The organism is Paenibacillus sp. CF095 (genome assembly GCF_900101225.1).
Classification (GTDB): Bacteria; Bacillota; Bacilli; order Paenibacillales; family Paenibacillaceae; genus Paenibacillus.
The window spans coordinates 555,798-571,466 of sequence record NZ_FMZN01000002.1 but is presented as its reverse complement, the minus strand read 5'-3'; the positions used below and the strand labels follow the sequence as shown (position 1 = coordinate 571,466).

At 47.9% G+C, this 15,669-nt stretch carries 9 protein-coding genes; 3 read left to right on the top strand and 6 right to left on the bottom strand.

Annotated elements, in window-relative coordinates:
* Positions 1 to 18: 18 nt before the first annotated feature.
* Together BLS69_RS21780 and BLS69_RS21775 are read right to left on the bottom strand one after the other, a co-directional pair.
* Entirely contained in the window at positions 19 to 3,411 is a 3,393-nt protein-coding gene (locus tag BLS69_RS21780; RefSeq protein WP_091036159.1) for a GH36-type glycosyl hydrolase domain-containing protein, read from the bottom strand.
* A 162-nt stretch (positions 3,412 to 3,573) separates the two neighbouring features.
* On the bottom strand, positions 3,574 to 4,563 hold the full coding sequence (locus tag BLS69_RS21775; RefSeq protein WP_091036156.1) for a LacI family DNA-binding transcriptional regulator: 990 nt from the start codon (positions 4,561 to 4,563) through the stop codon (positions 3,574 to 3,576).
* Positions 4,564 to 5,091: 528 nt separating this feature from the next.
* Here BLS69_RS21775 and BLS69_RS21770 point away from each other — a divergent pair.
* From BLS69_RS21770 to BLS69_RS21760, 3 genes are all read left to right on the top strand, one after another.
* Positions 5,092 to 6,738 (top strand): AraC family transcriptional regulator, encoded by a 1,647-nt coding sequence (locus BLS69_RS21770; RefSeq protein WP_091036153.1) that lies wholly within the window; start codon positions 5,092 to 5,094, stop codon positions 6,736 to 6,738.
* Between the two features lie 110 nt (positions 6,739 to 6,848).
* Positions 6,849 to 7,877 (top strand): ABC transporter substrate-binding protein, encoded by a 1,029-nt coding sequence (locus BLS69_RS21765; protein WP_091036146.1) that lies wholly within the window; start codon positions 6,849 to 6,851, stop codon positions 7,875 to 7,877.
* Positions 7,878 to 8,117: 240 nt separating this feature from the next.
* Entirely contained in the window at positions 8,118 to 9,830 is a 1,713-nt protein-coding gene (locus tag BLS69_RS21760; RefSeq protein ID WP_091036143.1) for an ABC transporter ATP-binding protein, read from the top strand.
* Positions 9,831 to 9,974: 144 nt separating this feature from the next.
* Here the strand turns inward: BLS69_RS21760 and BLS69_RS21755 are convergent, their stop codons facing one another.
* From BLS69_RS21755 to BLS69_RS21740, 4 genes are all read right to left on the bottom strand, one after another.
* Positions 9,975 to 11,264 carry an ABC transporter substrate-binding protein gene (locus tag BLS69_RS21755; protein ID WP_091036141.1) on the bottom strand — a complete coding sequence of 430 codons (1,290 nt, stop codon included), beginning with the start codon at positions 11,262 to 11,264 and terminating at the stop codon, positions 9,975 to 9,977.
* On the bottom strand, positions 11,243 to 13,018 hold the full coding sequence (locus tag BLS69_RS21750) for a sensor histidine kinase (protein ID WP_091036138.1): 1,776 nt from the start codon (positions 13,016 to 13,018) through the stop codon (positions 11,243 to 11,245). The genes BLS69_RS21755 and BLS69_RS21750 overlap by 22 nt, the downstream gene beginning before the upstream one ends.
* A 92-nt stretch (positions 13,019 to 13,110) precedes the next feature.
* On the bottom strand, positions 13,111 to 14,760 hold the full coding sequence (locus tag BLS69_RS21745) for a type 2 periplasmic-binding domain-containing protein (RefSeq protein ID WP_091036135.1): 1,650 nt from the start codon (positions 14,758 to 14,760) through the stop codon (positions 13,111 to 13,113).
* Between the two features lie 27 nt (positions 14,761 to 14,787).
* Positions 14,788 to 15,657, bottom strand: coding sequence for a carbohydrate ABC transporter permease (locus BLS69_RS21740; RefSeq protein ID WP_076209737.1), 870 nt, complete (start codon positions 15,655 to 15,657; stop codon positions 14,788 to 14,790).
* Positions 15,658 to 15,669: the final 12 nt, after the last annotated feature.

The following is a 15,669-nucleotide window of genomic DNA, read 5'->3' as shown; positions in this document are numbered from 1 at the left end:
TGTAATCATGCTATGAAATTACATATAGATATCAACAACCGTACGCTCAGTTGCACTGCGTGCTTGTCTGAACTCATCAAGCGAGATGCAGACCCCGCCCTGACGGTAACGGTTCGCTGTACGCTCGGTGCGAATGTCTTTGCCGTTCACCGCTACACGGCTCACAGCACCTTCGTTCAAGTGATAGATAAACGTCACCGGCTCACCCGCATACTCAAATTCGAATTGCATGCCGTTCAGCTCAGCTGGCAATACCGGGTCAATGACCAGATCGCCGCCCTCTTGACGAATGCCAAGTGCATTGGAGATCAGCTGGTTCATGTAGATTCCAGGGCCGCTGGAGTAGATTCTCCATCCGCCTTTCACTTGTACAGTCCCTTTACGAAGATGGTCAAAATGCTCCTGTGCCTCATAACGCGTATTAAACTTGCCGTCCGAACTACTGAAGTATGAGTTCGCTTGGCGAATCTCCGCGTTAGGCACAACCTCACCGATACCAACCGGGTTGATCATCGCGAGACCATTCCACACCTGATCTGTCTTACCGAGCTTCGCCATCGCTTCTACGTAACGGATATGGGCGTGTACATATTGCAACCCAATTTCCCGACCGAAGTTGGATGCTTGCTCTGCACGTTTGAAGTGTGTGCTTACTCCGCCAGCATACTGAGCCGGACGATTCATCAGACGCACGCCATCCGGGCACAGGAACTGTTCACGGATCAATGCATAATGCGATTCTGCTTGCTCCGCATTCAGCAATTCACCGATCATGCTGCGCGTCATTGGCAACAGGCGATATTGAATGCCTGTCTCTGTATCCGTTGGATGAAGCATCAGCTTCGCTTGGTCCGCTTCTTCCATGTATACAAAGCCTGGAATCACATCTGTGCCCAGCATGTAACGGTTAAAGTCCTCACGAATGCCTTGAGCCAGCACGTCCAGCTCCTGTGCAAAGTCCGCATCCTTGAATTTCAGCGCTTGCGAGAGCACATTCACGGACTGATACGTCAATGCCACCGTCCAACTGCTCACCATGTATTGCTTCAGCTGTGCATTGGCTGGTTGGAGCGTATCATCCCAGTCGCCATCTCCGTAGGAAGACAGGAACGTATCATGCAGGAAGTGCGAACGAATATATTCAATCTCTTTTTTCGCGTGATCCAGTACCGTTGCCGTCTCTTCCGTGAACCCGAAGCTATGTTTAACGGTATAAGGTACTTTCTCGTCCAGGATTGCATAGTCGCGAGTCGCTGTCAGGTAATCCGCCAGCACTTTCAACGGCCATACGATGATGTCGCCATGACTCTCTTCCTGTTGAATCGCAAAGTATTTATCAAACATGAACCATTGCGGCCAGTTGCCATCATCTTCATATTGGTGTGTATAAACCATTTTGATGATATCGCGAACTTGCTCATATTTTTGCGTTGCCATAAAGTACTCCACCGGACCTTGGCATACATCCCGTGTACCCCAAGCCGCGCCGCCGTACTGCTCCAAACCATGAGGCACGGAGTAGTGAACCAGCATGTTGTGGGTGTACCACCAAGCCAGCGCGTTTACTTTGAACAGATCCTCTGCACTCTGACCTTCTCCACGGGACAAACGGAACCCGTTCATCACACCTGCGAAGAACTCGCGGTATGCCTGCACTTCCTCTTCAAAAGTAAGGCTTGAACCTGCTACCACTCCGCTATCCGCTTGACCTTCCAATACCCCCTGTACCTTCAGCGTCCATTCAGCACTCGCTTCCAGACTAAGGGTAACCAGTGATGCGGAACCACTGCGGATACCACTTGCCAGCAACGTTTCGTCACCTACATTTACAGTCGCGCCATCCACCGACATACGGTATTGCAGATCCGGATACGTTCCAGCACTAATCGCTTGTGGATCAGCCTTGAAGATCAATGTATCGCCGTCCTGCGTCATATGCAGTGGATACTCGTATTCATTCACATTCATCGTAATCTGGTTTGTTACCAGGTAACGGTATGCCGCGCCACTTGTGGAGCGTACGTTCATGCTTACTTCCGTAGTATGTGCGTCTGTGTAATTGGTCACGATGATCGTATCGGATGCCGTTTTGTAGATCCAACGTACATAGTTAAAGCCAATTTCGAACAGGGAAGGCATCGTCAGCAGACGATATTGTCCGTCCATTTCCACATAAATGCGTTGTCCCGCCGTTTTCGGCACGTTTAATGCATTGCGGGCATTACTGATCATTTTATTAAAATTGGTGTTACCAATAACGAGTTGTGAGTTAAAAATACCGTACATATACGATGTTGTCGTAATAACCTGTGCTCCAAGTTGCACGTTGCCACCACTCATCAGAATGTGACCGTGTGGACGCTCTACGAGCAATTCTTTTGCTTTCAGAACGATATGTTCATAGCTGCCTGTGAAGAAGGATAACAGTTCCTCACCGCTGTGCTCTTCCTGATGACGATCAGGGAACAGATCATGAATCTCATCTTGTGTCAGATCAACTGTAACCAGCGGTTCGCCCAAGAAAGAGGAGAGTTTTACCTGTTCCAACGTATCTCCGTTTTCCACAGTCAGAGCCTGTACTTCATCCCATGCTGCTGTAACTTCATCTCCGAATTCCAGTGCAGAGATTCCTTCCGCATGATTAGGCTTCGCTAGTCCATAAAAGACCACCTGTGCTTCTCCGTTCAGATTCAGCAGTTCAGATTGCAGCGCCGTGTAGGCAAATTCATACTGATACGTCTCATTTGCCAGCGTTGGGCGCTTCAAGCTCTCTGGTTGATTCGTTTCCTTGTACGACAGACCGAAGAATTGGAATCCATCTGTGGAGTAACCGACTGCTTTCGTCAGGGAACCTTGTTGCATATAAGGAAATGCACCACCCTGAGGCTGGTTTTGACGGGAACAAACGACATAACCTTTCGCTTCATCTTCAAACACCGTATGGTCAATGTATTGTGACAGATAAGCTTCATTGCTGCGTACCGCACCTGGATCAGCAAGACCTACATCCTGTCCGTACACCACGTCTACGTTATGTTGTTGTCCTGTGAGCTTCACATCCCAGAACCATACACCTTGCGGTGTAGCCGTAAATACGACCTGATAGCCGATGCCTTGTTCGCTACCTTCCAGCTGGACTGTGCCCTCCCAGATCAACTGGTTGCTGGACTGTGCTTTGCTTGTAATCACCTTGCTGTTCGAACGTACACCGAGCAACGGGAACGAGCTGATATTCTCCCCCTCATGTACACGCAGGTACAGGTTGTTCAGAGATCCATCAATCTGGTTGCTGAGCAACTGGTTCAGCATGGTTGTACCGGATGTAGCCTGGTATAGGTCGCCACTGTTCAAAAAGGTAAAAGATAACTCTCCGGCACTTAAGCGGATCGGTTCATTAATCATCGTTGTCATAAGGTTCACTCCTTGAATTAGTTAAAATCGAAACGTTTCGATAATTTTGAAAAAGAATAGGGGCCTCTTCAAACCGGCTTTTTACAGCCCGTCCGGACGATAACCCCATCATTAAACTTTTACTTCCAGCATGCAGGCAGTTCTTTGTTGTTCAGACTCGGTCTAAACCGAACGTACAGAGCTGCGCTCGATCATATTAATCGTTAACGTATATGAAGGGTCAACCGCTTCGCCATTGAGCATCTGGAATAACAGATGTCCGGCGAGCGACCCAGCTTCATGCTTCGGCTGGCGTATCGTTGTCAGCGGTGGATGCACATATTCGGACAACTGAATATCGTCGAAACCGATCACGGAAATATCATTCGGCACCGATATACCACGCTCTTCCAATGCTTTCAGGCCGCCAATCGCCATCTCATCGTTACCGTAAAATACCGCTGAGGGAAGCTCGCCCTGCATGATCATCATTTTGGTTGCACTGTATCCGCCCTCACGCACAAAGTTACCGTTCAGACGCCATTTGGACTTTTCTTCAAGTCCCGCTTCCCGCATCGCTCGCAGATACCCTTGGTAACGGAGCGCGTTGTCATACGAGTTGGATGGGCCACTGATATAAGCAATCTTCTGATGTCCCGCCTGAATCAGGTGGCGGGTTGCAAGGTAACCGCCCTGCTCTCCATCCACCAGCACGTTGACCAGATGGTCCCTCGACAGCTGACGATCCATCACAATGATGGGAAAACGATGACCGGCAGATTCTACCAGAATATCATCATGAATGTTATGCGCCAGGATGATGGCTCCATCTACTCTTTTTTCACGCAAAAATCGCACTGCCGTTGAATCCCGTCCACCCATGGAGCTGCAAGCAATTAGGTCATACCCGTTCACGAGGGCTACATCCTGTACACTACGGATCAACTCCGAGTAATAAGGGCCCGACAGATCGGTCAGAATCAAAGCGATCGTGTTCGTCCGGCTCCGTTTCAGGTCCATGGCAAAGCCGTTCTTGCGGTAATTCAGTTCTCGTGCTGCCTCAAGCACTTTAGCCTTGGTCTTGGCACTAACCTTGCTATCCCCGCTCAGCGCATAGGAAGCAGTCGAGAGTGCTACACCTGCCAGCTTTGCCACATCCTTAATCGTTGCCATTCCACGTTCGCTCCTTCTAAACTAAAACAAATTCAAGGTTATCTACATTCTATACGATACATGGTTAGAACAACCACTAAATCCTTCATTATCGTTCATTAATCTTTGTACATATCATAGCTATGGATGTCAATCGAAACGTTTCGAGGTATTCTCAAAAAAAATCCTTGTTTCGATCCTTCCGGTACCACTGTTGAAGTACCTCATTCCAATCCGTACCATTAATGATGGTTATGACGCGTCTTTCAATCTGACGCCCCCTGAACAGTTTGTGCCTAACACAATGAAACTGGCAGTAAACGTCAGATTGAAACGTTTCGACATTTTCATTATAGTCGGTGTTGATAGCGATTTCAACCACTTTATCTATTTTTCATAGAAAAAGTTGATTTGTTCAATCTGTCCATCCACGTCACTTCGTTTATAGTATATACTGCATAATAGTCGAGATCCGAGAATTACGCCAGTACACCAGGGGCATGAGAGGAATAATGCCTTTGCTGACTTATGTAAGGAGACAGTTATCTAATGAATATTTCCAAGCCCATTTACCATAAAAAATCGCTGTCCCGTCCCATTTCCTTGCAGAAGATTCAGTCCGTACCTGTTGCCCTTTTCAAGCTGTGCCATCTGGTGCAGCTTCACGACCGCGAGGCATTCTCCCGCATAGATGAGATGTGGAGCACACTTCACGTACTATACGTCATTACTGCTGGCCAGGCCAGGCTGATTAGTGAAGAGGGTAAACTGACATTAAATGCAGGCTGTGCAGTCGTTCGGCAAGCTGGAAGCCTGCTTCAGCACGAGAACAAGCGCGGCACTCTGTCGCCAATACAGGGCATTGCTATTGCTTTTGATTTCACTGAAAATGAACAGCTATTCTGGCCGTTCGGGGTACCAGCTCCCATTGCGAGTCGTACTCTCACTGATAGGGCACTAGAGCTGGTTCAAGCAAGTTCGAAGGGCCATGATTCCAGCCCATTCAAGCCACATATGCTTTTCTATGAGTTACTGGATATTTTGCGGGATCATGTGGCTCACTCTGCTCATGAAGATCACTCCTGGCTCGATGCCGTGCTCAGACATATCCATCAGATGTATACCCATCCGTTAAGCCGCGAACAATTGGCACGGGATGCAAATGTGAGCCCTGAGCATTTTTCACGGGAGTTCAAGAAACATACTGGTCTTACATTTGTTGAATATGTGACTCGTCTCAGAATCAGGATGGCTCAAGAACATCTGTTGTTCGCGAACCCTACACTACAGGAGATTGCACAACTGACAGGCTACAGGGACACTTTCTATCTGAGCCGCAAATTCAAACAGATGGTTGGATCGGCACCAACACACTACCGGAAAATGCCCAAAAAGATTGTATCTTTGACTTACAATTATACAGCCTCACTTCTGGCATTGGGCCACACTCCCCACATGGGTGCCGTCGCCAGCTGGATGGAAGAAAAACGTGGTGAACATGGTCATGATGGTCATGAGCAATTTGAGCAACATTCCGAATACGAGCTGGTTAAACATACGGATCTGATTGCAAACGCTCAGCCCGATGTCATTGTCGGATATGCACCGCATCCCGCTTCCGATGAACTACGTCTGATCGCACCGACCATTCTGATGCCCTTTGAGGAACTCGATTGGCAGGAGCAGCTTCTTCATTTGGGCAGAATTACTGGGCTTGAGTCCAATGCACAGGAGTTGTTAGATCGATATCATCAACTTGAGCAAGAGGCCAATCATACGTTGGACCAACAGATGGAAGGAACACGTGGTTCCGCCGTTTGCATGTTTATGATTGGAGAAGACGGCGCTTATATCTATGGTCATGGCTGGGGCAGAGCTTCTCATGTGCTGTATCAATCGCTGGGCTTCACTCCACCCTCACGTATGGAGCAGGATGGACAGTTACTTACAGGGTACGTCCATGTTCCGTTGTCCGAGATTCACTTGTATGCCGCAGATCACATGTTTGTCGCCTTCCCTGAGGAACCTGCCGAACGAGAAATGCTGGATAACCTGCTGAATCAGGAATCCTGGGGGACCCTCTCCGCCGTTCGTGAAGGACGTGTATACGAGATTGATGCCGACATGTTCTATGGATTCGATCCCTTGTCCGTTATGGAGCAATTGCAGCATATCATGCATCACCTGACATCATAATTGTCCATGCAGTAGTGATCATAGTTGTCCATGTACAAATATTACATCTTCCTCTATGTTATTAATGAGAATAATAATCATTATTGATTATACACAGGGGGAACAAAAATATGTTTGCTGCAAAAAAACGCTTTTCCGGCTTGCTTCTTATGCTCGCCATCATTATGATTCTGGCTGCATGTAGCAGCGGAACAGGCTCAACCGCCACTGAACAGACATCGGCAGCGGGAACCGAAACGACAACAGCCTCTTCAGAGACGAACACAGACACGTCGTCCGGTTCAGACAATTCAAATGCTACACGGACCTACAAGTCATTAAGCGGAGATGTTGAAATTCCGGCTGAACCGAAACGAATCGTTACCGATATGTACGTAAGTGATCTGCTTGCACTGGGTGTGAAACCTGTTGGTGCTGTTCAATATTATTTGGAAAACCCGTTCTATGCGGATCAGGTGGCGGGCATAGAGAGTATCGGTGATCGGGCGGCAGTATCCATGGAGAAGGTTGTTGCCTTGAACCCGGATCTGATCATTACCTACTCTGATCAAGCCGAAGAGATTGAAAGTTATCAAAAAATCGCACCTACCGTGGTCATTCCGTATGGTACATTCACCAATGTGCATGACGAAATCCGGGGATTCGGAGAGCTGATGAACAAATCCGAAGCAGCCGAAGCTTGGCTGAAAACGTACGATGAACGGATTGAAGCCGCTCGCGCTAAAGTGAAAACAGTCATTAAACCGGAGGAAACCTTCTCCATCCTTGAAGTATCCGACAAAAGTTATTATGGATATGGAGACAATTTTGGTCGAGGAGGACAAGCGGTTTACAGTGCTTTGCAACTTGCCCCACTCGAAATCACCAAAAAAGAACTGATGGGTGATACCCAATGGAAAGAAATTTCGCGTGAAGTTGTTGGTGATTATGCAGGGGATCATATCTTCTTAACCGTTGGAGAGAACAATAAAAATTACCAAGGTGACTCCATCTGGCAATCCCTGCCGGCTGTAAAAAACAATCAGGTGTATGAGCTGCTGGAAGACCGTTACTGGTACTTCGACCCGATTGCGATTCAAGGTCAGGCTGAGGAATTCGCCGATATGATCGTAGAACGTGCCGAGCAAAACCGTAAATAACACAAGGATGAATACAGGTGTCCGGATAGGCTAGGGCGCGTCTAAAAACTCCGAAGGAAGCAGATTTTGCCGAATTTTCGTTCCAAGCCAGGAAGTTTTCCGCAGGCGTGCCGGGGCACGTCAAGGGAAAGTGACGCAGCAGGGGGCGAAAAGGCGGTAAAAGATGCACTTCAGCGAGTTTTGAGACACGCCCTAATCAGCCTGCTCGGGCATTTGTGTCATATCGAGGAGGACTTACATATGCTTCGCCGTTTTATGTCTTATTATCGCCCTTACAAAAGGCTCTTTATCTTGGACTTCTCCTGTGCCATCGCCGCCGCTCTGCTGGAGCTGGCCTTTCCACTCGCCGTTAACCGGGTGGTCGATCAACTGCTTCCGGCTGGCAATTGGTCCATGATCTTGGCTGCGTGTGTCGGATTGCTCGGCATCTACCTGCTCAGTTCCTTTTTCCATTATGCAGTGACCTATTGGGGCCACAAGCTTGGCATTAACATCGAATCCGATATGCGGCGTGAACTGTTCCAGCGAGTACAGAAGCAGTCCTTCCGTTTCTTCGATAACAATAAGACCGGACATCTGGTCTCCCGCATGACCAACGATCTGATGGATATTGGTGAGATCGCACATCACGGACCCGAGGACTTATTTATCGCCTTTATGACACTGGCCGGAGCTTTCGGGATTATGCTGGGGATCAACTGGCAGCTCGCTGTGATGACGTTTATCATCGTTCCGCTGATGATCTACCTGTCACTGTATTTCAGTCGCAAAATGTCCAAGGCGTTTAAGCGTATGTTTGCAGATATCGCCGATTATAATGCACGGGTAGAGAACAATGTGAGCGGCATCCGTGTGGTACAAGCTTTTGCCAATGAAAAGCATGAAGTAGGACGTTTCGTTGAGAACAACGAACGTTTCAGACTCACCAAATTGATCACCTACCGCATTATGGCCTGGAACTCTTCACTCAGTTTTATCCTGATGAAATTCGTATCGCTGTTTGTACTGGTATGTGGAACCTGGTTTGTCATTCAAGGCAGTATGACATACGGAGAATTCATCGCTTTTGTGATGTTATCCAATGTATTCCTCGGACCGATTGAAAAGATTAACTCCGTCATCGAGACGTATCCCAAAGGCATCGCCGGATTCAGACGTTACCTGGAGTTGCTTGAAGCTGTGCCGGATGTAGAAGATACACCTCAGGCGAAACCGATTCCGAATGTCAAATGCGATATTGCTTTCCATAACGTTACCTTTTCTTATGGAGAACACAAACCTACGCTGTCTCAGGTCAACCTTAATATTCAGGCAGGCCAGACGGTTGCTCTGGTTGGACCTTCGGGCGGGGGTAAAACGACGTTATGCAGTCTGATCCCACGTTTCTACGATGTGGATGCAGGACATATCTCCATCGATGGCATTCCGGTGAAGGACATGACACTGGAATCACTGCGCTCCCATATCGGGATTGTGCAGCAGGATATTTTCCTGTTTGATGGAACGATTCGCGAAAATATTGCATACGGCAAACTGAATGCTTCCGATGACGAAATCTGGCAAGCCATTCGCCGGGCCCAATTGGAAGATCTGGTACAATCCCAGCCAGATGGACTGGACACCATGATCGGTGAACGTGGCGTGAAGTTGTCCGGCGGACAGAAGCAACGTTTATCCATCGCAAGAATGATCCTGAAAAACCCGCCAATTCTCATTCTGGATGAAGCTACCTCCGCACTCGATACCGAGACGGAAGCTGCCATTCAACTGGCGTTGTCCGAGCTGGCCCAAGGACGTACGACATTGGTGATCGCCCATCGTCTGGCGACGATCAGACACGCCGATCGTATCGTAGTGGTGGAGAACGGCAGCGTAGCCGAACAAGGAAGTCATGAAGAACTACTCGCTCGTAAAGGCCCATACAGCCGACTGCATCAAGCCCAGTTTGGTTAAAGGTAGGCTTAAACGCTTTAAGTTCAATATATGAGTTGTACAAATAAGTCACTACAGCAGTAAAACAACCTTCCTTCTGTACAAGAGGGAAGGTTGTTCTGTCATCGAAGTGGCAAGTGTAAATGACATTTAGTTCAATTTATATCACTTACCACCCAAAATGGCATTCGCTCGCTCACGAAATTCCACCGCCGCCTGCTCAGGCGTAATTTTGCCAAACAACAGGAGATCATATAACTCACGCAATACCGCAGTGACCTCGGGCGCACCTACAGGATCAGGCGGGTCCATCTGAGTGCTGTTATCCGCAACCCAATCAATATAGTCAAACACCTGCGCCAGCTCCGGTTCAACCACCAGCTTCATCCGCTCTTTGACACTGGATGAGACGGGCACCCCCCGCTCCCCTTTGAGCAGCAGATTGGCATCCAAATCATTAACAAAAAAGCTGATGAACTTGGCCGCCTCCTCCTTATGTCTGGAATTGCCCGCCATGGAGAAAAACATGCCTGGCTTCAAAAACAATCCATCCTGGCTGTTTGGCCCAGGCATTGGGGAGATGGTTAAGGGTTTGCCATAACGCTGAGCGGTGCTGATAAATTGGTTGGAATACCCCCAGCTAAACAAAGCCTCTCCCAGATAAAACGGGTCGTTATCAGGCTGGCCAATGTCGGATGTCCAGATATCCGGTGCAAAAATAAGCTTTTTCTCCGCGAGCTGCTGCATCCTGCCAAAGTAATCAATAAACAATCCATCATCCTCATAACCCAACCTCTCGCCATCCTCGGCGTACAGCTTGGAACCGTACTGTCTCAAGTAATACGCGAAAAACTGTTCCGGCGTGAAATAGGTTCCCAGATAGATGCCTTTCCCCAGCAATTGCTCGCCCATCCTATCAAAGTCCGCCCATGTCCACGTCTCCGTTGGCAATTCAATATCATTGGCCTTTAACACTTCCGGATCATAGATGCTGAGCATGGCGTTAACCCCCAAACTGAGACCATAGGTTTTTCCATTCAGGCTACCACTCTCCAGCTGCTCCTTCTCAATATCTGTCGTGTCAATCAACCCGCTCTGCATGTACGGCGTCATGTCTTCCAACAGTTGCAGCGAACTGTACTGGGACAGATAGGAGATGTCCATCTGGATAATGTCGGGCAACGCATTGCCTGCTGCATGTGGGGCAAGTTTTCTCCAGTATTCGTTGAAACTGCTATATTCGTATTCAATGTTTACATGTGGATTCAACTTCTCATACAGGTCGATAACAGCTATCGTTGCATTGTTGCGAAACTCCCCACCCCACCAAGCGATTCGCAGCGTTATCGGCTCTTCGTCCACAATCATGCCTGGCCTTTGATCCAACTGGTTCACGCAGCCAGGAAGAGTCAGCATAAGGCAGAGCATGCCTATCATTCGCATCCATCTTCCCATAACTTCTCCTCCTTACCTGGTGATGGGGGTGGCAGCAGCACCGTTACTCTCGTTCCAAGCCCCGGATTGCTCTCCAGCAGAACATCATATTCTTCGCCAAAAGCCAGACGTAGCCGCTCCCTGATATTCAGTAGACCAATACCTGTGCCTCTGGTTTTCACTTCACCGCGCAGCACCTGTTCCACATATTCGGGTTCCATGCCGGGACCGTGATCCTCCACGATAAGGGCCAGTTTGCCACCTGATATCTCGGCATACACTCGAATCAGACATGATCCAACCTGTGGTTCCAAACCGTATTGAATGGCATTCTCCAGTAGCGGCTGTAGGGTCAACTTGGGAATGGCACAACCCAGATAAGAAGCAGGCACATCCATACGGAAATCCAGCCGTTGCCGGAAACGGTAGGTCTGAATGGTGATGTAATGATTGACAATCTCCAGTTCTTCGGCAATGGTAATGATATTTTGCTTAAAACTGATGGAGGAACGCAGCAAATATCCGAGTGATAACACCATACTGGAGATTTGCTCCTGTCTGTTCTTTTTGGCGAGCCAATGGATCGAATCCAGCGCATTATACAAAAAGTGAGGATTGATCTGCGCCTGTAATGCCTTGAACTCTGTTTCCTTAATGACCAGTTGGCTTGCATAATTTTCTTTGATCAATGTATTAATATGTGTAATCATCAGTCGATACGTACGCTGTAGTAACCCCAATTCATCCATGTGCTGGTGGGTTGGAATGGACAGATTGGCGTCTATGTTCTCCAGATCCCCATACTGAACCTCCTTCATCTGACTGATGAGCTGCCTGATCGGCCTTGTCAGACTACGTGCGAACACCATACCAAGCGCGAGAACAACCAGAATGGCGATAAGATAAACGACAATCAAACTATTTTTCAACCATATAATACGTTCAAAAATTGCATCATAAGAGGCCATATTATAATACACCCAGCCGGTGTATGCGGATTTCTTCTGGGAAAGAAATATCTCCCTCCCATCCAGATTTTTGATCTCATATCCCCCACTGCCTGGAAGTGGATTCAGCCCCGTGGACACCGCTTCTGGAAGCTGGCGATAAGGATAGACCACCTCACTGCCTGCTTTTAAAATAATGTCACTGTCCTGGCTATCAATGCCCGCATACTCCTCAACGAGTCGCTCGATATTAATACGCAGAAACAGTATGCCTACCGGTTCCAGGGTCATCGGTTCGTAGGCTCTCACCTGACGGACCATAACCAGCATCGGGTCATCGTCATCAGGGTATAACCAGCGTACTGCACCATTGGCCTGCTCCGCAGCCGCAATCATCCGATCATATTTTTCCTGGGATACGGTTAGTGTCTCGCCATATTTATTGACTCTTCCTCTGGAATCAATCAGATGAACGGACTGCACATAACGTGCAGCCCCACTAATATGCTCCCATAGCCGATCCGTGATCTTCTTTCGTTCAATAAAGCTTGAATATGCACTATCGTCATCCAGCAACGACTTCAAAGCTCTTTGAATCTGAGTATCGGAAATCACGTTTAATGATAACGCTTCCAATTTCTGAAGTTCAACATCCACTGTAGACGAAGAAAGGTTCAGAAGTCGGGACGACTTATCAAACAGCTGTTTGTCATACACCGAGTACGTATAATACAAGGACCCAAACGCCAGGATGATGATAAACGCCATCATGAACATAATCATCAGAAACATTTTCATTTTGATGCTGAGTTTGCGGTAGGCTGTCATGACCAAAGCGCTCCTTTGAACCACGTGATACTACTAGGTATATCACATGCAGGAAGGTTTTCCCAAAGTTTTAGCGCTCGATTTCTCACGTATTATTTGGACTGATATCGGTCATAGGCCGCCTGATGAACCTCAATCGCCCGGTCAATGCCCATGCTCTTGATTGTTTCGGCCATCGTGTCAAATTCGGTGATCGGCTTCTGTCCGCTAATGATGGCAGTCATCGTTTCATTCAAATACGTATTCACCTGGCTCATGATGGACGTACTTGTGGTCACCTCATCTGTTGACAAACGAATTGGAGGAAGCGTTAAAGCTGAGCTTGCTTTCATCCATTCCGCATTCGCGGCACGTTGTCCGTCGTCAAATAGTAAGGCATCCAAATAACGACTATCCTGATTGATCGGACCGTCCATAATGGATAAGGTATAAGAAGCCAGTGCCTGATCATACGTCAGACCGTTCGGATTATTAATGATGGTATCTGTGAATTTGACACCTTCCCCATCACGAACATAGCTGTCATTTTCGATACCAAAGTTGAACAGATCACTACCCTCTTCGCTATAGTTGTAGTCCATCCACTGTACAATATATTTCAGTTTGTCTTCGTCCGCGGAAGCTGTAATGGCCTCACCATAAGTCAACACTTTAGCGTCCAGATTAAATGTCGCATACGAAGTTCCATCCGGAGATACAGGCCACGGTACACCAGTCACGTTAAAGTTCGGATCCGTATCTCTCATCAGATTAAAGTATTTCCCCATGCCGCTGAACACACCACCCTGATATGCGCCTGCCAGATTGCTGGTGACCTTGTAATCGAAAGCTTTACCGTCATTGGTCATGATCTCGGGATCAATCAGCCCTTCCTTGTACCACTTGGCCATGGTCTCCAAGAAATCACGGTAGCCCGGCTGAATCGGTCCAAACTCCACCTTGTCTCCATTCATTTGGAAGCCACCAATTACACCAAAGGCCGCGGCAAAATCATGGAGCTTAGTCAGGTTACCCGGTCCCCAGTTTCCGGTGAATGGCAGCTCATCTGGCTTGCCGTTGCCGTTGGGGTCCTGTTCCTTGAATGCCTTAAGCACCGTATACCACTCATCAATGTTGGTAGGTACTTTGAGATTTAATTTATCAAGCCAGTCCTGGCGCATAATTAAACCGGAAGTAGCATTCAGCTTCAATGCATCCAGCTTGAGCAGCGGGAACATATAGATCGTGCCATCGTCGAGTGCAATCTGTTTCTTCACATCCGGATCGGATTCAATAATCCGCTTTAAGTTCGGTGCATAACTGTCGATCAGTTCGTTCAATCGAATGATCCGACCATCCTTGATCATTTTTTCCGGTCCGCCAACGGCATCCGCCCAGTTATAATAAATGACATCCGGTAGTTCTTTCGTGGAGATCAACAGATTGAACTGGTCACGTTGTTGTCCAAGCGGAGGATGTGTGAACTTCACTTTGATTCCCGTCAATTTCTCCTTTTCCTTGTAAGACGCCATATCGCCAAAATTGTTCAAGGAAGCTGTCAATTTGGCATCATTGGCGCGCCAGTAGTCAATGGTAAATGGCTCACTTGTAATCGGTAGTGGAATCTCGGTTAATGCCTGCACCGCAGGTTCTGTTCCTTCTGCTGGCTCTGCGTTACCTGGTTCATTATCACCCGTACAGCCCGCCAGTAAAGACATGGTAAGTAGCGATGACAACAGGATGGACCCCATTCTTTTTTTCAAGTAATTCGCCTCCATAGGATACATTTTTTATTGTTTCACAGCACCGATTAGAGCGCCCTGAACAAAATAACGTTGGATGAACGGATATACCAGCATAATCGGCAGCGTGGAGATAATAATGGTCGCATATTTGATGTTCTCCCCAATGGCAAAGCCGGTATCAGCGCCAGCGCCCATGGCCTCCGTACTGCTGCTGATCAGAATATCACGCATAATAATCTGGATCGGATACAGTTCCTGACTGCGCAGGTAGAGCATCGGTCCGACATAATCATTCCAATGGTCAACCGCATAATACAGCATCATGACCGCCAGGATTGGCTTTGACAAAGGCAGTACAATTCGGAACAAAATCAGAAAGTCATTGGCGCCATCAAGCTTCGCCGATTCGATCAGACTGATCGGAATGCCTTCAAAGTTTGTTTTCATAATGAGGAAATAGAATGTGCTGATGGCACCCGGAATAATAAGCGCAAAACGGGTATCCACCATGCCCAGATTCTGAATCAACAGAAAAGTCGGAATCATGCCCCCGCCGAAGAACATCGTGAACGTAATCAACTTCATCAACGTTTTTCTGCCCATCAGATCACCTCGTGACAGCCCATAGGCGGCCAGCGAAGTCATGAGCAGATTGATGGCGGTACCCACCACAACATAGAACAAGGTGTTCATATATCCCGTATAGATGCGAGTATCTTGAAATACCGACTTGTACGCTCCCAGCTGAAAACCTTCAGGAATGAGCATCAGTGAACGGGAACGCAGCATCTGGTCCGGGTCGCTGATTGAGGAATTGAACACGTACAGCATCGGGTAAAAACATAAAACCATGATCACCAAGAGCAGCAGTGTATTAAATACATCAAAAAGTCGTTCCCCTATAGACTGTTTCATCGCTTCACCTTC